Annotated in this window: 21 protein-coding genes and 1 tRNA gene; 7 read left to right on the top strand and 15 right to left on the bottom strand. The window is 64.4% G+C overall.

Annotated features, from left to right (window positions below):
• Positions 1-15: 15 nt before the first annotated feature.
• From IEW24_RS19005 to IEW24_RS18995, 3 genes are all read right to left on the bottom strand, one after another.
• Complete coding sequence (locus tag IEW24_RS19005; RefSeq protein WP_188582092.1) at positions 16-675, bottom strand: aspartate/glutamate racemase family protein; 660 nt, start codon at positions 673-675, stop codon at positions 16-18.
• 77 nt (positions 676-752) lie between these two features.
• Positions 753-1985: an acyltransferase family protein gene (locus IEW24_RS19000; protein ID WP_188581583.1), complete on the bottom strand. Its 1233-nt coding sequence runs from the start codon at positions 1983-1985 to the stop codon at positions 753-755.
• Positions 1986-2401: 416 nt separating this feature from the next.
• Entirely contained in the window at positions 2402-3106 is a 705-nt protein-coding gene (locus tag IEW24_RS18995; protein ID WP_188581581.1) for an SDR family oxidoreductase, read from the bottom strand.
• Between the two features lie 360 nt (positions 3107-3466).
• Here IEW24_RS18995 and IEW24_RS18990 point away from each other — a divergent pair, with 360 nt between their 5' ends.
• The 3 genes from IEW24_RS18990 to IEW24_RS18980 all read left to right on the top strand — a co-directional run bounded on the left by IEW24_RS18990 (position 3467) and on the right by IEW24_RS18980 (position 7055).
• On the top strand, positions 3467-4417 hold the full coding sequence (locus tag IEW24_RS18990; protein WP_188581578.1) for a methyltransferase domain-containing protein: 951 nt from the start codon (positions 3467-3469) through the stop codon (positions 4415-4417).
• Positions 4418-4518: 101 nt separating this feature from the next.
• Positions 4519-4926, top strand: a complete 408-nt coding sequence (locus IEW24_RS18985; RefSeq protein ID WP_188581575.1) for a hypothetical protein — start codon at positions 4519-4521, stop codon at positions 4924-4926.
• On the top strand, positions 4923-7055 hold the full coding sequence (locus IEW24_RS18980; RefSeq protein WP_188581573.1) for a hypothetical protein: 2133 nt from the start codon (positions 4923-4925) through the stop codon (positions 7053-7055). Before IEW24_RS18985 ends, IEW24_RS18980 begins: the two co-directional genes overlap by 4 nt.
• Before the next feature lie 5 nt (positions 7056-7060).
• On the opposite strand, the gene IEW24_RS18975 is transcribed toward IEW24_RS18980, so the two are convergent.
• The gene (locus tag IEW24_RS18975) at positions 7061-7549 is read right to left on the bottom strand and encodes a hypothetical protein (RefSeq protein ID WP_188581571.1); all 489 of its coding nucleotides are present in this window, start codon (positions 7547-7549) and stop codon (positions 7061-7063) included.
• A 203-nt stretch (positions 7550-7752) separates the two neighbouring features.
• Here IEW24_RS18975 and IEW24_RS18970 point away from each other — a divergent pair, with 203 nt between their 5' ends.
• Positions 7753-9159 carry an FAD-binding oxidoreductase gene (locus IEW24_RS18970; RefSeq protein ID WP_188581569.1) on the top strand — a complete coding sequence of 469 codons (1407 nt, stop codon included), beginning with the start codon at positions 7753-7755 and terminating at the stop codon, positions 9157-9159.
• Between the two features lie 45 nt (positions 9160-9204).
• On the opposite strand, the gene IEW24_RS18965 is transcribed toward IEW24_RS18970, so the two are convergent.
• The gene (locus IEW24_RS18965; RefSeq protein ID WP_188581567.1) at positions 9205-10086 is read right to left on the bottom strand and encodes a hypothetical protein; all 882 of its coding nucleotides are present in this window, start codon (positions 10084-10086) and stop codon (positions 9205-9207) included.
• A gap of 102 nt (positions 10087-10188) precedes the next feature.
• Positions 10189-11280, bottom strand: coding sequence for an HD domain-containing protein (locus IEW24_RS18960; protein WP_188581565.1), 1092 nt, complete (start codon positions 11278-11280; stop codon positions 10189-10191).
• Between the two features lie 261 nt (positions 11281-11541).
• Between IEW24_RS18960 and IEW24_RS18955 the strand changes: the two genes are divergently transcribed.
• The 3 genes from IEW24_RS18955 to IEW24_RS18945 all read left to right on the top strand — a co-directional run bounded on the left by IEW24_RS18955 (position 11542) and on the right by IEW24_RS18945 (position 14735).
• Positions 11542-13146, top strand: coding sequence for a peptide chain release factor 3 (locus IEW24_RS18955; RefSeq protein WP_188581563.1), 1605 nt, complete (start codon positions 11542-11544; stop codon positions 13144-13146).
• Positions 13147-13504: 358 nt separating this feature from the next.
• A complete protein-coding gene (gene dapD, locus IEW24_RS18950; protein WP_188581561.1) occupies positions 13505-14359 on the top strand; it encodes a 2,3,4,5-tetrahydropyridine-2,6-dicarboxylate N-succinyltransferase in 855 nt (284 codons plus the stop codon).
• Between the two features lie 286 nt (positions 14360-14645).
• Positions 14646-14735: transfer RNA gene (locus IEW24_RS18945), tRNA-Ser, on the top strand.
• A gap of 183 nt (positions 14736-14918) precedes the next feature.
• On the opposite strand, the gene IEW24_RS18940 is transcribed toward IEW24_RS18945, so the two are convergent.
• The 9 genes from IEW24_RS18940 to IEW24_RS18900 form a co-directional block, all read right to left on the bottom strand.
• Positions 14919-15605, bottom strand: coding sequence for a hypothetical protein (locus IEW24_RS18940; protein WP_188581560.1), 687 nt, complete (start codon positions 15603-15605; stop codon positions 14919-14921).
• A 607-nt stretch (positions 15606-16212) separates the two neighbouring features.
• Complete coding sequence (locus IEW24_RS18935) at positions 16213-17169, bottom strand: FecR family protein (protein WP_188581558.1); 957 nt, start codon at positions 17167-17169, stop codon at positions 16213-16215.
• 62 nt (positions 17170-17231) lie between these two features.
• Positions 17232-17783, bottom strand: a complete 552-nt coding sequence (locus IEW24_RS18930; protein WP_188581557.1) for an RNA polymerase sigma factor — start codon at positions 17781-17783, stop codon at positions 17232-17234.
• A 189-nt stretch (positions 17784-17972) separates the two neighbouring features.
• Positions 17973-18788: an ABC transporter ATP-binding protein gene (locus IEW24_RS18925; RefSeq protein ID WP_280514985.1), complete on the bottom strand. Its 816-nt coding sequence runs from the start codon at positions 18786-18788 to the stop codon at positions 17973-17975.
• The gene (locus IEW24_RS18920) at positions 18775-19761 is read right to left on the bottom strand and encodes a FecCD family ABC transporter permease (RefSeq protein WP_188581554.1); all 987 of its coding nucleotides are present in this window, start codon (positions 19759-19761) and stop codon (positions 18775-18777) included. Before IEW24_RS18920 ends, IEW24_RS18925 begins: the two co-directional genes overlap by 14 nt.
• Positions 19758-20777 (bottom strand): FecCD family ABC transporter permease, encoded by a 1020-nt coding sequence (locus tag IEW24_RS18915; RefSeq protein WP_244644540.1) that lies wholly within the window; start codon positions 20775-20777, stop codon positions 19758-19760. The genes IEW24_RS18920 and IEW24_RS18915 overlap by 4 nt, the downstream gene beginning before the upstream one ends.
• A complete protein-coding gene (locus IEW24_RS18910; RefSeq protein WP_244644539.1) occupies positions 20774-21721 on the bottom strand; it encodes an iron-siderophore ABC transporter substrate-binding protein in 948 nt (315 codons plus the stop codon). The genes IEW24_RS18915 and IEW24_RS18910 overlap by 4 nt, the downstream gene beginning before the upstream one ends.
• Before the next feature lie 67 nt (positions 21722-21788).
• The gene (locus tag IEW24_RS18905; RefSeq protein ID WP_188581552.1) at positions 21789-24203 is read right to left on the bottom strand and encodes a TonB-dependent receptor; all 2415 of its coding nucleotides are present in this window, start codon (positions 24201-24203) and stop codon (positions 21789-21791) included.
• Between the two features lie 147 nt (positions 24204-24350).
• On the bottom strand, positions 24351-25259 hold the full coding sequence (locus IEW24_RS18900) for a (2Fe-2S)-binding protein (RefSeq protein ID WP_188581550.1): 909 nt from the start codon (positions 25257-25259) through the stop codon (positions 24351-24353).
• Between the last annotated feature and the right edge of the window lie 99 nt (positions 25260-25358).

The following is a 25358-nucleotide window of genomic DNA, read 5'->3' as shown; positions in this document are numbered from 1 at the left end:
GCTCCGGAGCAGGCCTCACCCCGCCACGTCCGGCCGCGCCAGCAACTGCTCCAGCGCGCAGGTGAGCGGCGCCAGCACCGGCACGGCAAAGCGCGGTGCCAGCTGTTCCGCCGCCTGTCCCAGCGGGCCGCCGCCGATGATCACCGCCTGTGCGCCATCCTCCGCGATCGCCGTCTGCGTCAATTCCGCCAGCGTGCGCGTGAGCGCGTCGGGATCGGCGGCCAGCGCCAGCGGATCGGTGGTCGAACAGCGCGTGCCCGCGAACTGCCCGGCAAGGCCGAGCCGTTCGGCAGCCTCGGCGATGGAGGCGATGAGATCCGGCGTGACGGTTGCCACCGCGAACCGCCGCCCACCCGCCGCCGCCGCCTGCATGGAGGCGGCGCACAGGCCCGCCACCGGCACGGTCACTGCGGCGGCCAGCGTCTCGCGGCCCGGATCGCCGAAGGCGCCGACGATGATGCCCCGGCAACCCGGCCCGTGGGCGCGCCCCATCTCCACCACGCCCGTCGCCGCCGCCTGAAGGGCCGCCGGGGTGGTGATCATGGGCGGGCCGTCGGGCGCGGTCACGGCCTCGATGGCGATCCGCCCGCCCGCCGCCCGCTGCACGATGTCCTGCATCATGGCCGTGGTGGCGGCGTTGCTGTTGGGGTTGATGAGCAGGAGATGGGGCGTCATGGGCCGGTCGCGGATGGGGTGAGCGGTGCGCGCCTTGTGCCAGCTTCCAACGCCCCGCGCCATGGGCGCCGGTCCTTTCACGGCGCTGCGGGCGCAGCAACCTGCTGGGCCCGCAGATAGGCGGCCTCGCGGGCGGGACTGCCAAACTGCGTGCCGATCAGCGCCACGGCGAAACACAGCACGGGAATGCCGAGGTATAGCCATTGCCGCCGCTCCGGCCATCGCCCCGCCACGGCGCCATGGACGCTATGGATCCAGGGTTTCTCCACCAGATGCCAGCTGGGAATGGCGCAGCAGATGGCCGCCACAGCTGAGAGTGCGAAATTCAGGTAGGGCCCGCTGTCCGGCAGGTGCAGCGCGAAAATCTGCTGCAACGGGAAGGCATAGAGATAGATGCCATAGCTGTAGTCGTTGCGGATCCGCAGCGCGGCCGGCAGGCGCAGGCATCCCAGCCAGATCACCAGTGCGTAGACGAAGGCGTAGAAGCAGAGCTTGTGGATCTCGCCCGAGGTCATGAGCGTGGTGGCCAGCAGGGTGCCCACGTGGAGCAGCGTCACCGGGATGGTGTGGCGATAGACGTAGCTCGCCATGCCGGCCAGGAACATGAAGACTGACGGCGCCACGCGGGCATCGCCCACGAATTCGAAGAACTTTCCGTTGGCGGCGAAGGCGATTATCACGCCGAGGATGAGGATATGCCGGGCGGGAATGGTGAGCGCGCCCAGAAGTCCCATCACCAGAACCAGCACATAGAGACGGAATTCGGCCAGCAGCGTCCAGAGCGAGCCGCTGATGACGCCGGCCAGCGTATTGGCCTCGAACACGCCGGGGATCTTGTAGGTGATCTTGAGCACCGCCGTATTGGACGCATAGACCCATGGCAGCGGACTGAGCAGGAAATCCAGCGGCGCCCGGGTGGCGAACAGCGCCAGCAGCACCGCCACCACGGCGCCGAACAGCGCCAAAGCGGGGAAGATGCGCGCCATGCGCTTTGCGGCGAATGCCAGCGGGTTGCGGCTGACGACGAAGCTGCGGGTGACGAAGATGCCGCTGATCAGGAAGAAGACATCCACGGCCAGCGCGCCGGAATAGGTGAAGGGAAACAGCACGGCGATCGGGTCGCGTGCCGGCGTGGGGCGCACGAGATAGAAAGCGTGGCCATAGATGACCGCCAGCGCCGCCACGAGGCGGATCAGATCAAATGCATTGTCCCGTGTGTCGAAGGGGTGTGCGGCGGCGGCCACCGCCTGCGGCTTGCGCACGGCCACATCTCCGGCAACGAGGCCGGTCTCCAGACAATCGGCTTTCATCCCACCCCACAGCAGCCCGACGGGCGCTCTCGCACCGGAACAACCTCGTGGGCGGGTCCCGATTTATCCCAGAATAAGATCAAAGCCAAACGAGCGGGCGGCAGATGGAACGGAATGTAACAGGTCGTTTCAGGAGCGCGCCTGGCCCCATAAATGCAGAAAAATAAAGCGGTTTGTCCGCCTCAGAACCCAACAGATGCCGCTCATTCCTGTGCGATATATTGTGTAGGTTGTATTTTCGTCGCCTGGGGTCCTGCTCCCGGTTCAGGCTGTGACGGTATTGCGCGCCTGATGCGGCTGGCGCGCAATATGACGATACGTGGCGGCTCGGAGCCATGGGCAAGACGCCTGTCACCGGGAAGGCGATGGCGGTCATTCCAAAACAAGCCCGAGCCCACGCGGGGGTAACAGGTCCCTCACACCCCCCGCATCAACCCGCCATCCACCTTGATGTTCTGGCCGGTGATGTAGCCCGCGCCCTCGGAGGCGAGGAAGGCCACCGTGGCGGCGATCTCCTCAGATGTGCCGTAGCGGCCCATGGGCACGCCCGCCCGGCGGGCCTCCTGCTCCGGCAGGCTGTCGATCCAGCCCGGCAGAACGTTGTTCATGCGCACATTATGCGGCGCATATTCATCCGCGAACAGCTTGGTGAAGGTGGCGAGCCCGGCCCGGAACACGCCCGAGGTGGGGAACAGGGGGCTCGGCTCGAACGCCCAGGCGGTGGAGATGTTGATGATCGTGCCGCCCTTCTGCGCCACCATGATCGGCGCCACGAGGCGCGTCGGCCGGATGACGTTGAGCAGGTACACATCCATGCCCTTGTGCCACTGCTCGTCGGTCAGCTCCAGCACCGGGGCGCGGGGGCCGTGGCCGGCGCTGTTCACCAGCACGTCGATGCGCCCGTAGCGGGTCATGGCGTCGAGCACCAGCTTCTCCAGATCCTCCACATTCTGGTTGGATCCGGTGACGCCGATGCCGCCCAGTTCCGCCGCCAGAGCCTCGCCCTTGCCGGAGGAGGAGAGGATGGCGACCTTGTAGCCATCCGCCGCCAGCTTCTTCGCTGCCGCCGCCCCCATGCCGCTGCCGCCCGCCGTCACCAGTGCAACCTTGTCCGTGCTCATGTGCGCATCCTCCGTCCGTGGCGCGGCATGACCGCTCCCGTGTCTGCCTCCATTTAGCGATCAATGGCCGCAATTGCACCGGCTTGCGGGCACGCGTGCCCATGAGGGGGCGCGGCGGGGTGGGGCGCCGCAGGCGCGCGGCGGCGCTGTGGCAACAGACATCGTCAAGATGCGTGCGGGGCGGCCGGCATGGCATGCGACCCGTTGGCCTGCAATCCGGAAAGCAGTCTCCCTGCGTCAGGTTCAACCTCGCATATATTGCGAATACAGATCGCCAATGCCAATGAACATCATGCGATGGCGCCGGGTGTGTCGGGCGCTTGTTTAGAGTGTTTTCATTCCTTGTGGTGGGGAATTGCGATGGATCGCCGGGCGTTATTGCTGTCGGGTCTCGGGAAGACCGACAAGGTGATGGAAATCGGGGCCAGCTATAATCCGCTGGTGCCCAAGGCAGAGGGATGGAACGTCTTCATCGCCGATCACGACACGCGCGACGGCCTGCTTGAGAAGTATGGCGACCATCCCGGCGCGTCGCGGATCGAGGAGGTCGATTATGTGTGGAGCGACGGCGACCTGTCCGAGGCCATCCCCGCCGACCAGCACGGCACCTTCGATGCCTTCATCGCCAGTCATGTCATCGAGCATACGACCGATGTGGTGTCCTTCCTGCGCTCGGCGCAAACCGTGGTGAGTGCCGGTGGGGCCATCATTCTGGCCGTGCCGGACAAGCGCAAATGCTTCGATTTCTATCGCCCGGTGTCCACCACGGGGGATGCCATCGCGGCCCATCGTGAGCGGCGCACCCGGCACAATGCCAAGACCCAGTTCGACGCCTCCGTCTTCTGCGTCAGCAAGGGCGGCCACGGCTGGCCCATCGACGATCTGCGGGCACCGCATCTGGAGCATGATTTCGGCGCGGCGCTGGACACTCTTGATCTAGCGAACAGCAGCGAATATGTGGACGCCCACAACTGGATCTTCACGCCCGCGAGTTTCGAGCTGATGATCCTCGAGCTGGCGGCGCTGGGCTTTCTCGATATGCGGGTGGAGTTCGTCGCCGAGGCGCCGGCGGTGGAATTCCATGCCCGCCTGCGCAAGGGGCGGGCGCACCTGTCCGCCGAGGCGCTGAAGGCCCGTCGCATCGAGCTGATGAACCGCACCATCATGGAGCTGGCCGAGCAGTGCCGCCAGATCCCGGGCAGCCGCTATCTGCGCATGGAGCAGGCGCTGAACAAGAGGGTGGTGCTGCCGCGTTTCCTCTCGCGCATCATCAGGAATTTCCTGCCGCGCCACCGCCGCAGCTTCGCCTGATGGGGAAGCGGGGCGGGGAAGCGTGCCGCCGGCGCGGGCGCGTCCAAATTTCGGCCGTCATCGCGGGAGAGGGTAGGCGCCCCTTCATCGAGGACACCCCGATGCACACCAGAACGAACGCCCGCCCCGCCGCCCGCCGCTTCATCCTCGGCACGGCGGCGGCCCTCCTCGTCGCGACCCTGCCGATCGGCGCGGCGCAGGCGGAGACGGTGGCGCTCAAGATCACCAATGGCAGCATCAGCACCATCACCAATGCCAGCGACGGCCGGCTGGATCTCTATCTCACCCCCGACAGCCTGACCGCCTTCCGCGCCTTCCAGAAGCGCAACACGGGCAAGAGGATCGACGTGGTGGTGGGTGGCCGCACGCTCATTTCGCCCACCATCAAGGAGCCGATCCAGACGCCCTTCCTGCCCATCGGCAAGCCCATGAGCGATACGGAGCGGCGGGAGATCGTGGCGGACATCCTCTCCGGCAAGGCCACGCTCGAACTCAAGACGGCCCCTTGAGCGGCGGCGATTCACGCGGCGGTCCGCCGCCGGACCGGCGGACGCTGCTGAAGGCCGGCGCCGCCGGCCTTCTCGGTGCCGGCGCGCTGCTGGCCTTTCCCGCCCTCCTGCGCGCCGCGCCGGAGGCGGTCATGACCGATGCGCTGTGGAAGGAGTGGCAGGCGGACTGGCGCTGGATGGAGGCCATCGCCCGCCGCAGGCAGTGGCAGCTCACGCCGCTCGCCATCGCCCCGCCGGCCCGCGCGCTGGATGTGCGCCTCATGGAGCTGCGCCACGGCGTGAAGGTACCGCCGCAGCTGCGCACCCTGCTCACCCGCTATTCGGCGCGCGTTTCCTTCGGCTGGCACATTCCCTCGCATCTGCATCCGCTGGATCACCAGCGCCTCCCCACCTCCAGCGCCAACCGCAATGCGGTGTGGGACATGGCGCATATGGACCAGGACGCCATTCCGAATTTCTTCGGCTGGAAGAAGCAGCTGGCCGCGCGCGACCGCTCGGAAGCGCCGAACACCCCCGAGATGTGGGAGCACCAGTTCCCCTTCTACGGCCTCGTCAATGGCGACATGCTCACCATCGACATGTCGAAGCCGGAGGGGCCGCATCCGGTGCGCTATTTCAGCCACGAGCTGGAAACCCTGCACGGCATGGCGCTGGCGCCCGATTTCCTCACCTTCATCAGCGAGATGTCGAAGCTCGGCATGGGCGGTACGGAATGGGCCTCCTTCGGCCCCTTCGGCAGCTGGGACGAGCCGAACCAGACCTTCTATCTGCGCGCCGACAGCGCAGGCGGCAAGGCATGGCGCGACTGGCTGGAGCAGGATCCGGCCAAGGTCGCCGCCGATGAGCCGCCGCTCGCCATCATCGCCGAAACGCCGGCCGAGCGCGCGCTGCTCACCGCCGCCATGGCCGACAGCCTGCCGGGCGTTGCGGCGGCGCTCGCGGCCGGGGCGCGGCCGGATGTGGTGTGGAACGGCCAGTGGATGCTGGAGAACCAGGGCTGGGACGAGGAGTTCGCCACCGCGCTCACCTTCGCCGTGCGGCACAGCAACATCCCGCTTCTTGAGCTTCTGCTTGAGAAAGGCGCGACCCTCGACACCCGCCGCCTGCCCATGGCGGAAGCGGCCAAGGCGGGGAGCCTCAGGACCATCGAATGGCTGATCGCGCGCGGCGCGCGGGTGAACGGCTGGAAGGATGATCGCTACTGGCCGCTGCACAATCTCATCGTGACGCGCGCCCGCTTCATCGCCCCCACCCGCGCCGAGCTGGAGACGCGGCTCGCCAAGGAGGAAGGCTGGGACGATGCGACGAACCGCTCGCCGGGGATGCAGAAGATCCTGCGCCGCCAGCTCGACGGCCATGTCACGCGGGACGATTATCTCGCCATGGTGGCCGCCGTCCTCAAGGCGGGGGCGGACCCGGATGCCCGCTGGGACAACGGCACCACCATGCTGATGTGGGCCGGTGTCGCGGATGGCGAACTGCTGCTCAAGGCCGGCGCCGACGTGATGGCCCGCGAGAGCGATGGCGACACCCCGCTCCACCGCGCCACCTCGCCGGAGAAGATCCGCCTGCTGGTGGCCCATGGTGCCAAGCTCGACGATCTGCCGCCGAAGGACTATGTCGGCGAGAGCGGCGATGGCCGCTCCACGCCCCTGCAGACGGCGGTGCTGCTGGGCCGGCTCATCGGCGGCCATGCCCGTGCCCGCACCCTGCTGGAGCTGGGCGCGGACGCCAGGGTGCGCGACGGCCGGGGCCGCTCCACGCTCGCTTACTGCACCACCATCGAGGGCTTCGAGATGATCGCCGCCAAAGGGCTCGATCCGAAGGAGCCGATGCCCGACGGCGGCACGCTGCTGCACAATCTCTTCCGCACCACCAGCGTGCGCGCCACCTTCCCGGAGGAGGTCGGCTATTTCGACTTCCTGATCAGACAGGGCCTCGACGTGAACGCGCGCGATGCCAGCGGCCAGACCCTGCTGCATGTGGCGGTGGAGAGCACCGACACGCTGGCGGACATCGCACTGCTGCTGGAGCGGGGCGTGGACAAGACCATCCGCGACAAGGCGGGCCGGCGTGCGGTGGATCTGGTGCCGAAGTCGGAAACCGACATCCGCAAACTGCTGGGTTGAGGGGCCTATTCCGCCGCCGGTGCCTCGCCGGCGGGGTCGGCGCTGGCGGGCGCGGCTTCCAGCGGCTGCGGATGGGGCGCATCCGCCAGCGGCTCATAGGGCGCGCGCAGTTCGGTGCCGGTGGCGTCGAGCAGCACCCGTCCATAGGGCGCGGCGGTGAGCGCCGCCGCATCCAACTGGCCGGGGCGGGGCTTGGTGCCGGGCTTGAAATCCTTGCGGCAGGGCACCGTGAGGGAGACGTTCTGCCCGATGCCGAGCGCGCGCCCCTTCTCCACCTGCCGGACCTGCCCGCTCACCGTGCAGTCGCCGGAGGCCTCCTTCGGCTCCTTCACCGCGCCCACCGCGATCACCACCACCGTCTCGGCTTCCGCCGTGGTCGCGGGCTTGGCCGCCGGTGCGGCCTGCACGGCACTGCCCGCCAGCACCAGCGCTGCGGCCAGCGCCAGCATGGGAGCTTTGGCGAGCGCGCCCATGATCCGGTGGTTGGTGCGCATGGTGCAAAAATCCTCGAAATATCCGCGTCCCGCCCCGCCGGACACCAAAGCCCGTGCGCCCGCCCGGCGCAAGGGCGGGCCTGCCGCACAGCGCCCTAACGCTTTGCTTTGATGTGATTTCGCGCGCAAAACCGCACATTCTGCCGCGGGAATTGCTCTAGAAGGGGGCCGACGCGCAGCGGACGGAAGCGGAGTTTTGGGCCATGGACAGGATCGACAGCGTTCTCAATGCACTGCCGCAGGACCTCGTCACCCGCGACCCGGACATCACCGCCCGCTATCTCACTGATTTCCGCAAATACCTCACCGGCGCCACCCGCGCCGTGCTGCGCCCGCGCACCCGCGAGGACGTGGCCCTCATCGTGCGCCTGTGCGCGGAGCACGGCGTGCCGCTGGTGCCGCAGGCCGGCAACACCTCCTATTGCGCCGCCGCCACGCCGTCCGCGGCCGGCGACGAACTGGTGGTCAGCCTTGAGCGCCTCAATGCCATCCGCGAGCTGGATGCCGCCAACCTCTCCCTCACCGCGGAAGCCGGCTGCGTGCTTTCCGTGCTGCAGGAGGCGGCGGATGCGGCCGGGCTGCTGCTGCCGCTGGATCTGGGCTCGCGCCAGTCCTGCCAGATCGGCGGCAACCTCTCCACCAATGCGGGCGGCGTCTCGGTGCTGAAATACGGCATGGCCCGCGATCTGGTGCTGGGCCTGGAGGCCGTGCTGCCCGACGGCACGCTGCTGGAGGTGCTCCAGCCCCTGCGCAAGAACAACACCGGCTATGACGTGAAGCAGCTGCTGCTGGGCGCGGAAGGCACGCTGGGCATCATCACCGCCGTCTCGCTGAAGCTGGTGCGCAAGCCCGTGCAGACGGTGACGGCCTTCCTCGCCATCTCGCAGATCGCCGCCCTCACGACCATTCTGGGCGAGGCGCAGGCCTATACGGGCGAGAACATCACCTCGTTCGAATATGTCTCCGACCATTCGCTGAAGCTGCTGCTGGCGGCAAAGCCCGAGGCCCGCCACCCGCTCTCCGAGGCCAGCGCGCATTATGTGCTGCTGGAGGCGCAGACCGCCTCGCCGGTCTTCCCGCTGGAGGATGCGGTGAGTGCGCTTCTGGAGCGCCTGATGGAGGCGGGCCTCGTCACCGACGGCACGCTGGCCGCCGGCGGCGCCCAGCGCGACGCGCTCTGGGAGCTGCGCGAGCACATCCCCGAGGCCGAGGTGGCGTTCGGCGGCTCCATCAAGCACGACGTCTCGGTGCGCACCTCCCGCCTGCCGGCCTTCATCGAGGCGGCCTCTGCGCTGGTGGAGACGCATTCGCAAGGCGGACGCCTCTCCATCTATGGCCATGTGGGCGACGGCAACGTGCACTTCAACGTGCTGGCCCCCGAGGGGGCTGTGGCGTCGGACTACAAGGCGTGGTTCGAGCGCGAGGTGGCGGCGCGCATCTATGATCTGGCGGTGGAGATGGGCGGCTCCTACAGCGCGGAGTACGGCATCGGGCTGGTGAAGAAGGGCCTGATGGCGCGCTACGGGTCGCCTGAGAAGACGGCGCTGATGCGCGCCGTCAAGGCGGCGGTGGACCCGCAGGGGATCATGAACCCGGGGAAGGTGGTGTGAGGGGGATTTTGAGAGGTGCCAGTGTCAATAGCGCCTCCCTAATCGTCACAGAAGTAGTGCCTTTATGACAGGATGCGCTGTGCCTAATTTTGTTAGCAGGATATGAAGTAGAGTGTTCTTGAATGATCTGGCTTTCTCTGAAAGCAACAAATATTGCTCAGTGGATAAGCCTTCATCTCCTACCTGATCCAACTGGGATCTAATTTCCGGATCGTCCAATGCGGTTAAAAATTCTGCATAAAGTTGTAGTGGTAAAATAAAATCATCACCGATCACAGATCGTAGGCGTTCAATTGGAGGCTCAGATAGCAGCAGGTTCAGCTTGTCTCGCTTATCTTTGTATGACAAGTCCTTGGTTTCACCAACCGCTACAACTCCTGCAAAATATAAAAGCATTCGCGAAAAGCGTAGTTTTATCAGTCGAATTGCTTTTGCCTTTCCTCCGCCATATACTTTGTATTCGTAATCTACGCAAATAGTTCTCCAGTAGCGTATGATATCGTTGAGAAGGAAGAGGCATATCTTCTTGTCCTCGATCCCTTCGTCGACATATCGTTCGATTAAGAGCTTTCGCGTTAAGTCGAATGATTCCTTATTGAAAATCCAATCGCCTTCCAGAAGGAACAGTAGGCGTCGAGTTATGAATATATTTGTATCATCGTTTCCACCTATGGTGGCGAGCATATCATTGCTTGGGAGAGGCTCTTCAAATACGCCTCCGGATGCGGGCATTTTGATCCCGATATCGCAAAGTCTGGATCGAAAATCGTTCTGTTTTTCCTTAATGGGGTCGATTTCTTGATTCAATACAAGAAAGAACAAGTCTACATCGGATCCGCTAGTGTATTCGCGGCGAGCAAGGCTTCCGTTGACGCCAATGATGAAGTCGGATCTATCGCCGAACATCTCTTTGGCTAGATTGCGCATAAGGGTTAATTTTTCGAATGAATCCTTATTAAATTTATCCAGTAATTGATCGTGATTTTGCGTCCCTAGACACATGACAATGCCCCACCCGATCCCTATTAGCTACGTAATTATATCTTCCAATCGCACGGATGATTTCGTCTTTGATTGCAGATATCTTCTATTTATGGCGGATGTGTCGGATAAAGATTCGTTACAGTCGATGAAGAAGGCTCTCCTTTTGAAAGGGAATACGACGCTAAGCCAGTTTTTCGAAATCTCTTTTTCAATATTACGTGTGCCGCATGCAACCATTTTAATAATTTCAAACATGTATGGGTGTTTTATTCTCAATGAGTGTTCGGTGGACAGAAAATCATCTTCGTTAAATTTGGATATATTGTCGCGCATATAGGCTTGAGCGACGGAGTCAAGCGCGAGTCCGACATTCGCCGTTATAAATAAATTGTAAACGGAGTGTTTTAGTCGCCAAAAATCATCCAGCTCTGATGTAGGGAGCTCGTCGAGTTTGGATAGGCGCTCAGTGAGCGTAAGCGCAGATCCAAACGCAGTTCGACGTCCAAAGAATGCCCGGCTACGAGTGATGCCTTCCAGCGTGTCGAGATTAATATGGCTGCCAAAGAGAAAGTTTAAAGGACCGTCATGCAGGCCTTCTATCAGGGCAATTACCTCCTCTGGGTCGACAGAATGCGACCTGAGAGTTCGCCCAATACTGTCTCCAAATTTTGTTTCACCGCGAATGATGCGTTGGGTCATACGATGATGGTTGATGCCGAACTCTTCCTCAAAGACGGGTTCCAGCGTATGGGAAAGTGGACCGTGCCCGATGTCGTGCAGCAGAGCCGCGGCCACCAAAAGGCGGCGATCATTTCCACTCAAGCCGCGGTGCAGCGCATACGCTTCCGCGAGTCTGGCAACGCCGAGACTGTGCTCAAAACGATTGTGCCGCCGACGGTGTGGGGAGCGTCCGGATCCCTTCCTTAGATAGTCGATTGCGCCGAGGAACCCAATGCGTTGCAGGCGGCGCATTGGCCATGTCTGACATAGCTCAGATACGAAATAATCATCGAAGCAGAAATATGCGTCAGAGCGCAAAGTATCCATTGCTGGAGCAGTATCCAGCATCAAGGGGATATCAACGGCCCGCTTCCCGTTGCTTTCACGCGTAAAGCTGGGGGAAGGAATGGAATTCATATAGGACATTTCTACTTGTGGGGTCGTCAGTTCTTAACGCAATCCATCTGGAGTGGACTGCCGAGATCGCTCAGGGTGGATCCTACATGGTGTCATCCATGATGACTAGAGCCGTTGTGCTGAACCTGGGTTGCTCGCTAGTATGCGGGTGGCGAGATTTTGTGCAGCCAGAAGATGGCTCCATCCATTAACGGTCGGCCTAGGAGTGTCATCCCTCTCCCCCTCTCCCCCTTCCCTCCCTTTCCCGCTATAAGCCGCGCCATGCTCGATCCTACCGCCCATACGGGCGAGGCCGGCGCGGCGGATTTTACGCGGCGCCGCACCTTCGCCATCATCTCCCATCCCGACGCGGGCAAGACCACGCTGACGGAAAAGCTCCTCCTCGCCTCCGGCGCCATCCGGCAGGCCGGACAGGTCAAGGCGCGCGGTGAACGCCGCCGCACCCGCTCCGACTGGATGGAGATCGAGCAGCAGCGCGGCATCTCCGTCACCTCCTCGGTCATGACCTTCGAGCGCGACGGCATCGTCTTCAACCTGCTCGATACCCCCGGCCACTCCGACTTCTCCGAAGATACCTACCGCACGCTCTCCGCCGTGGACGCGGCGGTCATGGTCATCGACGTCGCCAAGGGCATCGAAAGCCAGACCCGCAAGCTGTTCGAGGTCTGCCGCCTGCGCGACATCCCCATCTTCACCTTCATCAACAAGGTGGACCGCGAGGGCCAGGACCCGCTCGGCCTGATGGACGATATCGCCGCAACGCTCGCGCTCGACCTCACCCCCTTCACCTGGCCCATCGGCCTCGGCACCGATTTTCGCGGCCTCATCGACGTGCCCGGCAAGCGCGCCCTGCTGGCGGAAGAGCGCGGCGGCCCGCTCACCCGCATCGTGCCGTTCACGGACCCCATGGATCTGCTCGGGATCGAGGGCGTGGAGGAGCGCATCGTCGAGGAGGCGGTGGAAAGCCTGTCGCTGGCGCTCGGCGTGCTGCCGCCCTTCGATCTGGAAAGTTTTCGCGAAGGGCACCTGTCGCCGGTCTTCTATGGCTCGGCCATCAAGGAGGCGGGGGTGGCGCAGCTCCTCGCCGGGCTCGGCGGCTTCGGCCCCAGCCCTTTGCCGCGCAACGCCAATGGCCGCACCGTGGAGCCGGCGGAGAGCAACGTCTCCGGCTTCGTGTTCAAGGTGCAGGCCAATATGGACCCGAACCACCGCGACCGCGTGGCCTTCGTGCGCCTGTGCTCCGGCGTGTTCAAGCGCGGCATGAAGCTGTTCAATGCCCGCGAGAAGCGGCACATGGCGATTGCCAACCCCATCTTCTTCTTCGCGCAGGAGCGCGAGACGGCGGACGAGGCGGTGGCCGGCGACATCATCGGCATCCCCAACCACGGCCTGCTGCGGGTGGGCGATACGCTCTCCGAGGGCGAGACCATTCGCTTCGAGGGCATTCCGGACTTCGCGCCGGAAATCCTGCGCCGCGTGCTGCTGTCCGATCCCATGAAGAGCAAGCAGCTCCAGAAGGCGCTGCATGATCTGGCGGAGGAGGGCGTCACGCAGGTGCTGCGGCCCCTGACCGATCCGGCGCCCATCGTCGGCGTGGTGGGCACGCTGCAGCTCGACGTGCTGTCCTCGCGGCTCGACAAGGAATATGGCGTGCCGATCCGCTATGAGAACGTGTCCTTCGTGACCGCCCGCTGGGTGGTGGGCGAGCATGCGGATCTCGAGCGCTTCGTGGAGAGCAACCGCTCGTCCATCGCCCATGACCGCGACGACAAGCCGGTCTATCTCGCCCGCAGCCAGTGGGTGCTGGACCGGGCCATCGAGGAGCATCCCAAACTGAAGTTCGTCGCCGTGAAAGAGCGCGGCTGAGGCAGGCTACCTGCGGCCGAGTGCCCGCGCCTCGGGGCGGGGGCACCGGACGGGGCTCCCGGGGAGGGCGGTCCGCCCGGTCTCCGGGGCGCGGCTTGGATGGCTCGCCATGGCTGAGGGCGGCGCCCGAGGGGGCGATCCGGGGCGGGCGATCCATCGCTCGCCATAGGCCTGCCTGCGATTTGGGGGCTGACGGGGCGAGTGTCCTATTCTATGCACCTGTCCCTGACCATCCGTGTGCCATGAGCGACTGTCCCTGTGACAGGCGCGGGCGCGGCGGGTGCCAAAAGGTTCTGAACGCTGGGCCGGCCGCGAGGGCGGGCGCAGCTCCGGCAAATGTAGCAAACAGGGGAATTCCATGGCCCATACGGACCTGTCCGCGCTCGAGCGTACCATCACGGAGGCCTTCGAGGCCCGCGCGGAGATCTCCTTCGCCACCACCGGCGACATCCGCGATGCGGTGAATACGGCGCTGGCGCTGCTGGATTCCGGTACCGCCCGCGTGGCTGAGAAGGGCGCCGACGGCAACTGGCAGGTCAACCAGTGGCTCAAGAAGGCCGTTCTTTTGTCCTTCCGCCTCAATGACATGGCGGTGATCCCCGGCGGTCCCGGCGCGGCCGTGTGGTGGGACAAGGTGCCCTCCAAGTTCTCGAACTGGGGCGAGGCGGAGTTCCGCAAGGCCGGCTTCCGCGCCGTGCCGGGGGCCATCGTGCGCCAGTCCGCGTACATTGCGCCCAATGTTGTGCTGATGCCCTCCTTCGTGAACCTCGGCGCCCATGTGGCTGAAGGTACCATGGTGGACACCTGGGCGACGGTGGGCTCCTGCGCCCAGATCGGCAAGAACGTGCATCTGTCGGGCGGCGTGGGCATTGGCGGCGTGCTGGAGCCGCTGCAGGCGGGCCCGGTGATCATCGAGGACGACTGCTTCATCGGCGCCCGCTCCGAGGTGGTCGAGGGCGTGGTTGTCCGTCAGGGTGCAGTGTTGTCCATGGGCGTGTTCATCTCGGCCACCACCAAGATCGTGGATCGCTCCACGGGTGAGGTGTTCGTGGGCGAGGTTCCGGCCTATTCCGTTGTGGTTCCAGGCACTTTGCCCGGCAAGCCGTTCCCGGACGGCACCCCCGGCCCCTCGCTGTCCTGCGCGGTGATCGTGAAGCGGGTGGATGCCCAGACCCGTTCCAAGACCTCCATCAACGACCTGCTGCGCGACTGAGCTTTCCTCTTTCGCGCCAAGATTTTGGGCGGCCTTCGGGCCGCCCTTTGGGGCCCCCGGCAGCGCGAGGCTGAAGCGAGCCTTGCAGGATTTGGGGGCCTTGTCATTTGCCGGTGGAAAGCGGCTTGCCAGAGCGTTCTTTGTCGCTATATTCCGCCGCCTTGCTAGGGCGTTGCGCTTCAACCGGCGCAGCGGAGAAATCCAGCCTTTGCAAGGGCCATCCCCTCCGCTTTGGCGGTTTGGAGGATGCGCATCAGTTCCGCGTCCGCCTCCGTGCGGGTGCCGCGGAGAGGTGGCCGAGTGGTTGAAGGCGCACGCCTGGAACGCGTGTATACGGGAAACCGTATCGAGGGTTCGAATCCCTCTCTCTCCGCCAGCTATTCTCTTCAACTCACTGAAAATAAACACACTTCTCCGAAGGATGCGGCCTCAGCCCCAGCATCAGCCCTAGCGCGCCTCAAAGTCCGAGCAAGGTCTGATGAGGCGATCTTCGCTTCTGGCTGGGAGGCCGGCCTCCGATATGGATTGCCGCCCTCCCGCTTCGTTGCTGGGGGTGAGATCAGGAGTTTGGATTCTCCGCCATCTGGCGCGCCAGGCACCATCGACAACGATGCGCGGTCGCGAGGTCGCCCTCATAGCCGAACACATGCCTCTCGATGGCACAGGATCGGCACTCGGCCCGCTGCGCTTTGCGCACCTGCCCCTCGGCTATCCGCTGCTGCCTTTCTGCTTCCCTAGATTGCTTCGCGCGCGCCTTCCGCTGCGCCATCCGCACCTTCACGCGTTCCGAAAGAGACTGGGCGAGAGATGCGAGTGTCTCAAGGATTGCCAGTCGATAGTGGAAAGGCGGGGGAGAGAGCGTGAGAGCGCACGGCGTGGTGTTCTGTCCTTGACCTGTGAGATTGGGCTCCGTGGCAACGGTCAGGGTTAAGCAGACCGTTAAGGCGTCGTCTGCGCATTCTTCGTGCGACACCATCAAAGCGAGATCCGGTGTCGTTTCATACGCAATCCGCAACGGGAGACGTTCAACGATCGCTGCGTCGGCATTCCCTAAAAAGATGGATGAAGGCACCTTTTCGCCTGAGCGTCGTTCGAGCGTGACATCGGCGTCCGGCGCTGCGACGACATGGCTGTCGAACAGACCTGGATCACGCCAAGCTTCGATGACCTCCTCAGGCGTCGCATCAATGCGACATTCGAACTGGCAAAGGTGGTGACTGGCTTCGGTAATTTCAGGCTCGAACATTAAGCGGCTCCCATATTGGGTCGCCTCACTTCGGCCTGGGATGACCCGTGAGGGCCTAGAAGTGCATTAGGAAGCCGACTGGCAGAAGTAGCTTGGAGAGCGAGTTGCCAGATAGAAAAATGTTCGAGAAGTGCTCCCAGGCATGAAGTGAGGCGCCGCCACGCGAATGCGTTGGCAAGGGCCATATATTTTGCTGGCCCTTGGATAAAAACCTTTGACCCTCGCAGGATTCCAGCCCTCTTAATTTTTATTGCTGCTGCCAATTCGCGCGGAGAAGCAACGAGCCGCCTTTGGTGACGTGTTGTGCTGAGGTTTGGCTTAGAAGATGGCCTTTATGCCTGTTTTTGATCCATAGCTGGCCCTCGACTGTGCTTTAAGCGAAGTCGGCTTTGCGCCGCCATCTCTGCCATAGAGATCGGATTAGCGGTTTCCCAAAAGCAGACGTTGCTTTTGCCGCTCCGGAGGTCTTGGTTGCGCTAGCAGCGGACTCCAAGAGTTTACCGGCAAGCGGACATCCTAGACGTAGCCATGGTGCCGCCGCTCCCCACATTGGCGGACGTATTGAATGCCGATACTGAGGCTGCCATCAGTTATGCAAGCCACGATTTCAGTCGCGCAAAATAATGAGTGGTCCGATCCGAACAGTACTCACCTTGAGCGCATATTCAATGAAGGCGAGTGCCGCATCGGTGTCCCGGATGTTCATTGTGCCGCTCACGCGTCTTCTGCCTAGGTCCGCTCCCGCGATGATGATACGGCCAGGGAAGTGTCGGTTGACCTCTTCCAAGACGTTGCTCAGGGGCATTCCGTTCATCACCAACTGGCCCCGTCGCCACGCCAGTGCCGTCGTTGGATCGCTGGGCGAGACGGCTACGGCGCGCACCCCATCCTCAAAGACGGCACGCTCGCCCTGGGTGACCCGTGTTCCCGCATGGGCGCCATCGGGGAAGTCCACCATCACCGCATGCTCGGTGACGGTGACTTCCGTCTCGGTCTGGCCGAGGCGCACATCGAAGGCCGTACCAAGCGCGGTGACGCGGGCATCGTCCGCTTCCACCGTGAACGGCCTGCCGGGATCACGCGCAACCTCGAAATAGGCCTGCCCACGCAGCAGCCGCACGATCCGTCGCTCGCCTGCCATATCATAGGCGATGGCGGATGAGGTATTGAGCTGGACATGTGAGCCGTCCGCCAGTGTCAGCACGGGCATCTCGCCGGGGCCGGACATGGCATCGGCCTGAAGCCGCATGGGGCCGTCCATGGCGACGAACAGGACGCCCGCGAGGCCCGCGAGAAGCGCTACGCCGAGCAGCGGCTTGGCGACGGAGCGGGACGGAACGGTGAAGTCGCGCAGGGCACTGTCGGATGAGATGGCGCGGCTGGCATCGCCCATGAGGCGTTCGGCCGCCGCATAGACGCGGGCATTGTCCGGGTCCTGCGCAAGCCAGAGCTGGAAGGCTGCTTGCGCGGCGGGTGAACCCTCCGCTTCACGATTGCGCAGCAGCCAGTCCGCAGCCTCCTCATGGCGGCGCTTCTGGGCGCGCGTGGCTTGCCTGGCCGGCATATGGACCCCGAATTCTGGCTGCTTCATCTGGATAGACGAACGAAGCCGTCCATTCGGGACTTCTAGCCCATCTCCAGCAAACGATCGAGGCAATGGGCAAGCGCGCGCCGCAGATGCCGGTCTACCATGTTGCGGCTGATGCGCATGCGGGCGGCGATCTCATCGGGGGAGAGATGATGCAGCCGGTGCAGGATGAAGACGGCGCGGCGGCGGGCAGGCAATTCGCCGATGGCGTCCCGCAGCAGCGCGATGCGCGCTTCCACCTCAAGCCCGTAGGCCGGCGAGGCGGTGTCGGCGGCAACCGCCTGCGCCTCTTCCTGCGTCCCGGAGAACAACTGGGTTTCGAAACGCTCGCGGCGAAAGCGGTCGATGCCGAGATTGATTGCGGCACGGCAAAGGAAGGCGCTGATCGAACGCTTGTCGCGCAACACGTCCGGGTGACTCGCTAGTTTCACATAGAGGTCGTGGACGATGTCGAGCGCGGCCCCGCGCGAATGACCGCGCCTGCGCACCGCAGCGGTGATTTCCTCGTAATGGGCCTCGATGGCGCGATTCAGCAGCTCATTGCTGTCGAGATCGTTCAGCCCGGAGGCGGAAATGGATGCGGTAGTCATGGCGCGATCGGAAAATGCCTTGCGCGTGAAAAGAGCCCGGCAGTGCGCCGAAGAGGCATTCCATGGCGAGCGGATGATCCTTGCGCAAAAGGGAAAGTCGTTCAACAACAATAACTTGGAATGTTTCCATACGGCCGGCCCAAGCCGCCGGATAGTGCTGGTTCCGTTGCGAAAATGGCGCTGGCGCGATCAGCTCTGCGGCGGCCGGCGTGGCAGCGGCAGGCACAGCGGCGTGCCCGTCAGGGGATCGAGTATGATGGTGCTGGCAACGGCGAAGACCTGCTGGATGTTCGCGCTGGTCATCACTTCGGCGGACGTTCCGCTGGCTTCTATTCGGCCAGCCTTAAGTAGCACCATGTGGTCCGCATGACGGGCTGCCTGATTCAGGTCGTGCAGCACGGCGACAATGGTCTTGCCCCGCGTGGCCACGAGCTGGGTAATGAGTTCCATGACCTCGATCTGGTGGGCGAGATCTAGGAAGGTGGTCGGCTCGTCCAGCAGCAGGATTGCGGTCTGCTGGGCCAGCGTCATGGCGATCCAGGCGCGCTGGCGCTGGCCGCCGGACAGGCTGTCCAGCGGCCTGTCGCGAAGCCCTGCCATGTCGGTGAGCGCAAGCGCCTCCTCGCAGGCGGCGGCATCCTGTTCCGACCAGCGCCCGAACAGCGGGCGATGCGGATAACGCCCCTGCCGGACCAGATCGGTCACGGTGAGGCCCTCGGGCGCCGCCGGCCCTTGCGCCAGCAGGCCGACACGCCGCGCCATCTCCTTCGTGGGAAGGCGCGCTATGGAGTGTCCATCTAGAAGGATCGTGCCGGTGTTGGGCGCGGTGAGCCCGCCGAGTGCGCGCAGGATGGTGGACTTGCCGCTGCCATTCGGACCGATCAGCGCAGTGAAGCATCCCGTGGGAATGGCCAGATCGAGCCCGCTGACGATCGGGTTGCGCCCGTAGGCGATGGCGACGTCCTGCGCGGAAAGTCCGATGCCGGTGTGTTCAGGCCGCTGCATGGCGCCGCCCCCACAGGAGATATGCGAAAAAGGGAGCGCCGATCATGGCCGTCACCACGCCGGCTGGAATCTGCGCCGGAGCGATGATGGTCCTACCGAGAAGATCGGCGGCGGCCAGCAGGGCGGCCCCCGTGAAAGCGGCAACCGGCAACAGCCGCCAGTGGGTGGGGCCAACAAGACGGCGCGCCATATGCGGGGCGATCAGGCCGATGAAGCCGATCAGCCCGGCGACGGCGACCGCAGCACCGGACAGCAGCGTACACAACACGATCAGCAGGGCGCGCGCGAGTTGCACCCGCTGTCCGAGGCTGCGCGCGGGAGCATCGCCGAAGCGGATCACGTCCAGTTCGCCGGCGATCGCCAGCGTGAGCGCCAGCGGCAGGGCGATCCACACTGCGAGGGTCTCGACAGTCTGCCAGTCTGCATGATGGACGCTGCCGGCCAGCCAGATCATGGCCCGCTGTACATCGCGTATTTCGCCGAATGCGGTCAGCAGGGTTGCCCCCGCGCCCGCCACCGAGCCGAGCCCGATGCCGATGAGGATGATGCGCAGCGAGGAGGTGCCGCCGCGCCACGCCAGCGCATAGATCAGCCCCGCCATCGCGGCGGCGCCGGCAAAGCCCGCCAGCGGCAGCCATGCGGGAGAGAGGCCGGACAGAGCCACCAGAAGCACCATGGCGGCAAGACCCGCACCGGCGTTGATGCCGAGAATGCCGGGCTCTGCCAGCGGATTGCGCATCACCGCCTGCACGATGGCGCCGGCTGTCGCCAGCGCTGCGCCCACCAGCAGCGCCAGCAGGAGGCGCGGCAGGCGCAGATCGAGCACGGCCATCTGGGCCTGCGGCGACGCGCCGGGGCGACCCATCAGCACGTCAACAAGCTCCCGCCATGGCACGGGATAGTCGCCATGGGACAGGCTGGCCGTGGCCAGTGCCATCAGGAGAACCATGAGAAGAAGGATGACGCGCCTCATGACGCTCCGCCGGTGCGGGTGCGGGCCAGCCACACGAAGAACGGCCCGCCGATGAGCGCCATGGTGACACCGACCGGAAAGCTCTGGCTGGCAAGCAGGGTGCGGCCTGCCGCGTCGGCCAGCACCACGAGCAGCGCTCCGGCGAGTGCGCTGAAGGGAATGATCCAGCGATAATCCACGCCCACGCCGAAGCGGGCCAGGTGCGGCACCACCAGTCCAACGAAACCGATGGGGCCGGCCAGTGCCACCGCTCCACCGGCAAGGCCGATGACGAGCATGGCGACAACGCCCCGCCAGACCCTCGGATCCTGCCCGACGGCGCGGGCCATGTCGCTGCCGATGCTCAGCGTGGTGATGTGGGCGCGAAGCAGGATGGCAATGCCAAGTGCGGCGAGGATGAAGGGGGCGACCCCCGCCACCTGCGCCTGCGTGCGGCCGGACAGGGAGCCCGCCGACCACAGCCGCACCTGATCCAGCGTGCTCTGGTCGAAGATCAGAACGGCGGTGGTGAGCGAGGTGATGAAGGCGGTGAGCACCGCGCCGGCCAGAACAAGCCGGAGCGGTGTTGCGCCCGCCGGCCCGGCAGAGGCGAACAGCAGGACGATGCCGGCGGCAGCCGTTGCCCCGCCGAAGGCTGAGCCCACCATCGCCATGCCCGATGTTGCGCCACCAAGGGTGGTCACCATCACCACGGCGAATGCGGCTCCGGCATTGATGCCCATGAGGCCGGGCGAGGCGAGGGGATTGTGGGTGGCCGCCTGCATGATGGCGCCGGCGACAGCCAGCGCCGCCCCCACCAGAAGCCCCGCCAGCACGCGGGGCAGGCGCAGTGTCATGATGACCAGATGTTCGCGTGAGCCATCGAAGGCGATTAGCGCGCCCACTACGTCGCCCATGCTGGTGCGGGCTGAGCCGAGGGTGACAGCCCAGATGGCCGCAAGCATCACGGCCCCAGCCAGCGCGACCAGCGTGAGAGCCTTCGCGGCATCAGCGGAAAGAGGCGTTCTGCGGCTCACGGCGTGGTCAGGATGAAGCGTTCGATGTCATCCAGCACGCGGTGGGCGGAAGCGAGGCTGTTGAACCCCATCCACGTTCCGCGCTCAAGACGATGGGTTCGTCCTGCCTGCACGGCCGGCAGCATCTGCCAGAGCGGGTTGGCGACCGTCTCTGCGGCCAGGGCATCATCCTGCCCGCGGGCGCTTCCGGCGGCAGCCACATAGAGGAGTATGCCTCCGTCCAGGGCGCCGATGTCTTCCCAGTCGGGGCGTTTAAGGACCGTATCGTCTGTGGTGGTCTCATAGGCGGTGCGTTTCACGCCAGCCTCGCGCAGCACGGCATAGGGCGCATAGGCACGCGGCCCGTCCAGATAGACGTGGAAGCCATGGGGCGCGATGCGGATGATGGAGACTGTGGTGTCCGGCACGCGCGCGCGGATCGCCGCCACGCGCGCCTCGTAAGCCGCGAGCCGCTCCACGGCGGCGGGTGTTCGGCCGAGAATATTGCCCAGCGTCATGAAATGCGCCTTCCAGTCCGGCGCCTCGATCAGCACAGTGGGGGCGATCTTCGACAGGGCCGGATAGAGGGCGCCGTGCAACTGCGCCTCGCCGATCAGGAGGTCGGGCTTCAAGGCGAGGATGCGTTCGAGGCTGGGGCTGCGGAAATCACCGATGTCCGAGACCCCGGCCGTGCGCGCAAGCTCCGTCAGGCGGGCATCATGGGCGGCAAACAAGGGCGCGCCGACCACCGGCGCGCCCAGCTCCAGCGCCATGCCCAGATTGTAGAAGGAGTCGAGGATGACGACGCGAAGCGGCTCGGCGGGCACGCAGGCCGGCGGGTTCAGAACCTGCTGGTCGATGCGGCGCCCGTCGCAGGCCGCGGCTGCCGGAACGACCTGAAGCAGGCTGACGACAAGCGCCAGCATAACGGCCGGCAGAAACCCGCCGCGCCCCACGCAGATCATGGTGCCGCCCCAAAGCGGATCTCGGAGGGGGCGCGCCCCTCCGTCACCGGCATCCGTTCAAGTCGCATCAGAACTTCGCCCGGACATTCAGGCCAACCCTGCGGCCTTCGCCCAGCGTGGCCGCAATGTCATTGTCGTTGTAGACGAAGTATTCCTCGTTCAGCAGGTTCTCGGCGAAGGCGATGAACTCCCAGCGCCCGGTCTTGTAGCCGACCTGCGCATTCAAGATCCAACGGCTGTCCAGATAGTCGTGCGGCAGGGTGCCGAGGCGGGCGAGATAGCTGGAGGTGTATTTGGCGTCCGCGCCCACATAGATGCCGTTGTCGAATGTGTACTGGCCACCGAAAGCCACTGTCCATTCCGGGGCCTCGGGGAAGGGCATGCCGGCAAGATCGCCATAGACGATGCTGTCGAACTCCTCGAATTCCGTATGCACATAACCCACCGACATGAAGGCGGTGAAGTTGTTCGTGACCTTGAACGAGGGTTCGAATTCGAAGCCGTAGGCCTTCGAGGAGGCAGCATTGAGAATGCGGCGGCTCAGCAGGTCGGCCGGATCGAACTGCATCTGCACCTGCTGATCCGTATAGCGGGTGTAGAACAGATTGGCGTTGATGGTCAGCCGGTTATCAAGCAGGTTGCCCTTGTAGAAGAGCTCGTAGGTGGAGGCATATTCCGGGGCATAGGTATAGGGCACGGCCTCGATCGTGTCATAGGACGCGCCGCCGGTGCGAAAGCCCTGCGAATAGGTCACGCCTACGGTCTGGCCCTCGGTCAGCTGCTTCGAGAGGCCGAATTTCGGCACCACGTTGATCTCATCGAAGCCGGTCGCATAGTTGGTCATCACGACCGGCAGCGCGCCCAGCGGCCGGATGCGCTGCAAATACTGCGTGATGTCCTGCTTGGTATAGTCCACGCGCCCGCCTGCGGTGATCTTCCAACTCGGCAGGAACTCATAGGTGGCCTCGCCGAAGCCGGCGAAGTTGGTGGTCTTCTGCGTGTTGTACTGGATCTGGTTCTGGAAGCTGCTCACCGTCCGGTCGTAATGGTTCTTCTCGTCCTCATAGGCACCATAAAGGCCGGCGACCCATGTGAACCGATCGCCGGTATAATTGAGGCGCAACTCCTGCGAGGCCAGGACGTCCTTGTAGTAGCCGTTGTAGGTATTGATCTCGCCGGCGGTGCCATAGTTGGGCGACGCGCGCTCGGCGTTTGCGTAGCTGTAGGCGGACATGGAGGTGAAGCGCAGCGTGCTGGACAGATCGTGCGTCAGCTCGAAGCCGATGTTGTGGACGTCGGTCGGGCGATACTCGATATAGGCCGGCGCCTGATAGTCGCCGCGCCGGTCAGGGAAGCGGAACCCCAGACCCGGGCCGCCGATGTCGCGCACATAGGGATCGTCGTGGGCGAACGAGTAGCTCAATAGCGCCCGTGTGTCCGGAAACTGGTCCGGCTGGAAGAGGATCTTGCCGCGCAGCTGATAGTACGTATCGGTGGTGAACTCGTCGTATCGGTCGTAATTGGCGAAGGTGGGGTAGTTGATGTCGTTCTTGCTGCGCTCGAACTCACCCGACAGGCGCATGGCCACCTGATTGCCGACCAGCGGCGTATTGAGCATGAAGGCGGTGCCATACAGGCCACCGGTGCCGATGGTGCCCGACAGTTCGGCCGCCTTGTCGAAGGTGGGATCCTTGGACTTGATGTAGATGGCGCCGGCCAGCGCCGCGCGGCCGGAGAGGGTGGATTGCGGGCCGCGATACACCTCCACCTGCTCGACATCCCACAGGCCACGGGCGCCGCGCCGCGCGCCGCGCGTGGTCTGCTGTACGCCGTCGATGTACAGCGAGGCGAGCGGCGCTCCGCCGGGCACGAGCCCTTCCGAATTCACGCCGCGAATGATGAAGCCGTTGTCCGCCCAGTCGCCATCCATCACGTTGCCGAGGCGGCGAAATGCCTGACGGAAGTCGCGGATCTGGCCATCCACGATCTCGCCGGACGTGACGATACCCACGCTGGCGCTGGTATCCTGCAGGACGTTGCTCATCTTGGCGCCGTAGACGGTTATCGCGTCTAGCGAGATCTCACCATCCCCATTTGACCCCTGGCCGACGGCCGCTCCGGATGGGCGGCTGAGGACAACCTGGTTGGATCCGGCGAAACGGGCGGTGATGCCGCTGCCGGCAAGCAGCGCATCCAGTGCCTGCGCCGGGGTGAGCGTACCGCTGACGCCCGCGGTCATCCGGCCGCTGGTCAGCGTGGCATCGAACAGAATCTCGATGCCCGTCTGCGCCGCTAGGCGATTGAGCGCCGTGGTGAGCGGGCCGGCAGGAATGGACACGGACTGTTGGACGATGCGGGCGGGGGCGGCGGACTGCGCAAGGGCAGGAGGCGTCGAAAGGGCTAGCATGCTGCCGGCAAGAAGCGCGATCCTGAGGCGAGCCGACTGGTTCGCCGTCCGGCCCGCATGTGTCGTCATCTCCATCACAACCCCCGTCTCGCCGGCCAATCTCGGGCCGGTGCGCATTCCGTACGGTGCCGTCTGGCTTTCCGCTCATGGGGGTGACGATCCGCATGCGGACGATGGGACCCTGCCCGTCAAATATTTTTGATTGCCGCTAGGGCAGGGGTGTCAGATCGCGCCGGGGCTGGCCAGGCTGAGATGACGGCGAACGAGATCCGCGAGCATGGTGTCCCGGTCGCGCTTATCCCGCAGGACGCAGGTGGCGCACAGTTCGCCACGTTCCACCGTATAGTAGCGGCAGCAGCCGCCCCGCGCGCGGAATGTCCAGCGACCTTTCTCCGTGCCGGTGTCGTCATGTACGACCACGTCGAAATAGCCCAATTGCCGGTTGGCGAGCGGCGAGCCCGGCGTCTTGAGGATTAGCATGGCCGATGCTTGGGCCTGTGCCGCGCAGCCAAGCTGGCGCCCCGTGTCGAGAAAGCGACTTGCGACCGCATCGCCTAGCAGGCGCCAGAATGCACTCCGGGCGAGGCCGCTGTGGGCATGGAGTTTCTGGATAAGCGGGGCGAAGTGCCCCTCCAGCTCCTGACGGAACAGATCGCACAATTGGGGATGCCCCGAAACATGGTGAGCATCTCCATGTCGCAGATCTGTCCTGCTGGTGGTGAACAGAGGCGAGAGAAAGCGGACCCGTGCGCGGCGTACAGTTTGGGTCACCCCATCATGGTGGTGATCCGTCATGTAGAAGTGCAGAGCCATACTGCGGGCGGCGATGTCGGGCAGGATATCCGAGCCTACGAAGACCGGAACCACCGCGAGGCAGAAGATGTAGGCATAATCGGCCATGAGGAACGTGGCACGGCTTCGGGCATCGGTTCCGGCATTGAACGAGCCCTGGTAGGCCAGATACTCATCAATTGCGGCATCGCAATCTCGGAAGGCTTCCGCAGTCGTCCAGCCGCTTTCGATGAAGCTGAGGTCCGTCGGAACCTCAGCCGATAGGCAGAGATTGGCCTCCAGAGCTTGTTGCAAGGGATGATCTTGCAAGGCCTGCCGATACAGGTCGTCGGTCGGCATTTTGGTCCCTTCGTCACCGCGGTGCGCCAAACGCCCCCAACTCCTTGACGAATGATGCCTTGCAAATGGGACTGTTGAAGTTTCTCCATTTGTCTCCCG

It is taken from the genome of Azorhizobium oxalatiphilum (assembly GCF_014635325.1).
GTDB lineage: Bacteria > Pseudomonadota > Alphaproteobacteria > Rhizobiales > Xanthobacteraceae > Azorhizobium > Azorhizobium oxalatiphilum.
The sequence above is the reverse complement of the archived record's forward strand: the minus strand, read 5'-3'. Positions and strand labels throughout refer to the sequence as shown.

Excerpts from the sequence above, each read along its gene's own strand:
- IEW24_RS18990 (WP_188581578.1), top strand. The coding sequence starts at position 3,467 with ATGGATCGCCGGGCGTTATTGCTGTCGGGTCTCGGGAAGACCGACAAG.
- IEW24_RS18900 (WP_188581550.1), bottom strand. The coding sequence starts at position 25,259 with ATGCCGACCGACGACCTGTATCGGCAGGCCTTGCAAGATCATCCCTTG.
- IEW24_RS18955 (WP_188581563.1), top strand. The coding sequence starts at position 11,542 with ATGCTCGATCCTACCGCCCATACGGGCGAGGCCGGCGCGGCGGATTTT.
- IEW24_RS18925 (WP_280514985.1), bottom strand. The coding sequence starts at position 18,788 with ATGCAGCGGCCTGAACACACCGGCATCGGACTTTCCGCGCAGGACGTC.
- IEW24_RS18905 (WP_188581552.1), bottom strand. The coding sequence starts at position 24,203 with ATGGAGATGACGACACATGCGGGCCGGACGGCGAACCAGTCGGCTCGC.
- IEW24_RS18920 (WP_188581554.1), bottom strand. The coding sequence starts at position 19,761 with ATGAGGCGCGTCATCCTTCTTCTCATGGTTCTCCTGATGGCACTGGCC.
- IEW24_RS18930 (WP_188581557.1), bottom strand. The coding sequence starts at position 17,783 with ATGACTACCGCATCCATTTCCGCCTCCGGGCTGAACGATCTCGACAGC.
- IEW24_RS18940 (WP_188581560.1), bottom strand. The coding sequence starts at position 15,605 with ATGTTCGAGCCTGAAATTACCGAAGCCAGTCACCACCTTTGCCAGTTC.
- IEW24_RS19000 (WP_188581583.1), bottom strand. The coding sequence starts at position 1,985 with ATGAAAGCCGATTGTCTGGAGACCGGCCTCGTTGCCGGAGATGTGGCC.
- IEW24_RS18985 (WP_188581575.1), top strand. The coding sequence starts at position 4,519 with ATGCACACCAGAACGAACGCCCGCCCCGCCGCCCGCCGCTTCATCCTC.
- IEW24_RS18975 (WP_188581571.1), bottom strand. The coding sequence starts at position 7,549 with ATGCGCACCAACCACCGGATCATGGGCGCGCTCGCCAAAGCTCCCATG.
- IEW24_RS18965 (WP_188581567.1), bottom strand. The coding sequence starts at position 10,086 with ATGCGCAATCTAGCCAAAGAGATGTTCGGCGATAGATCCGACTTCATC.
- IEW24_RS18970 (WP_188581569.1), top strand. The coding sequence starts at position 7,753 with ATGGACAGGATCGACAGCGTTCTCAATGCACTGCCGCAGGACCTCGTC.
- IEW24_RS18910 (WP_244644539.1), bottom strand. The coding sequence starts at position 21,721 with ATGATCTGCGTGGGGCGCGGCGGGTTTCTGCCGGCCGTTATGCTGGCG.
- IEW24_RS18935 (WP_188581558.1), bottom strand. The coding sequence starts at position 17,169 with ATGCCGGCCAGGCAAGCCACGCGCGCCCAGAAGCGCCGCCATGAGGAG.
- IEW24_RS18995 (WP_188581581.1), bottom strand. The coding sequence starts at position 3,106 with ATGAGCACGGACAAGGTTGCACTGGTGACGGCGGGCGGCAGCGGCATG.
- IEW24_RS19005 (WP_188582092.1), bottom strand. The coding sequence starts at position 675 with ATGACGCCCCATCTCCTGCTCATCAACCCCAACAGCAACGCCGCCACC.
- IEW24_RS18960 (WP_188581565.1), bottom strand. The coding sequence starts at position 11,280 with ATGAATTCCATTCCTTCCCCCAGCTTTACGCGTGAAAGCAACGGGAAG.
- dapD (WP_188581561.1), top strand. The coding sequence starts at position 13,505 with ATGGCCCATACGGACCTGTCCGCGCTCGAGCGTACCATCACGGAGGCC.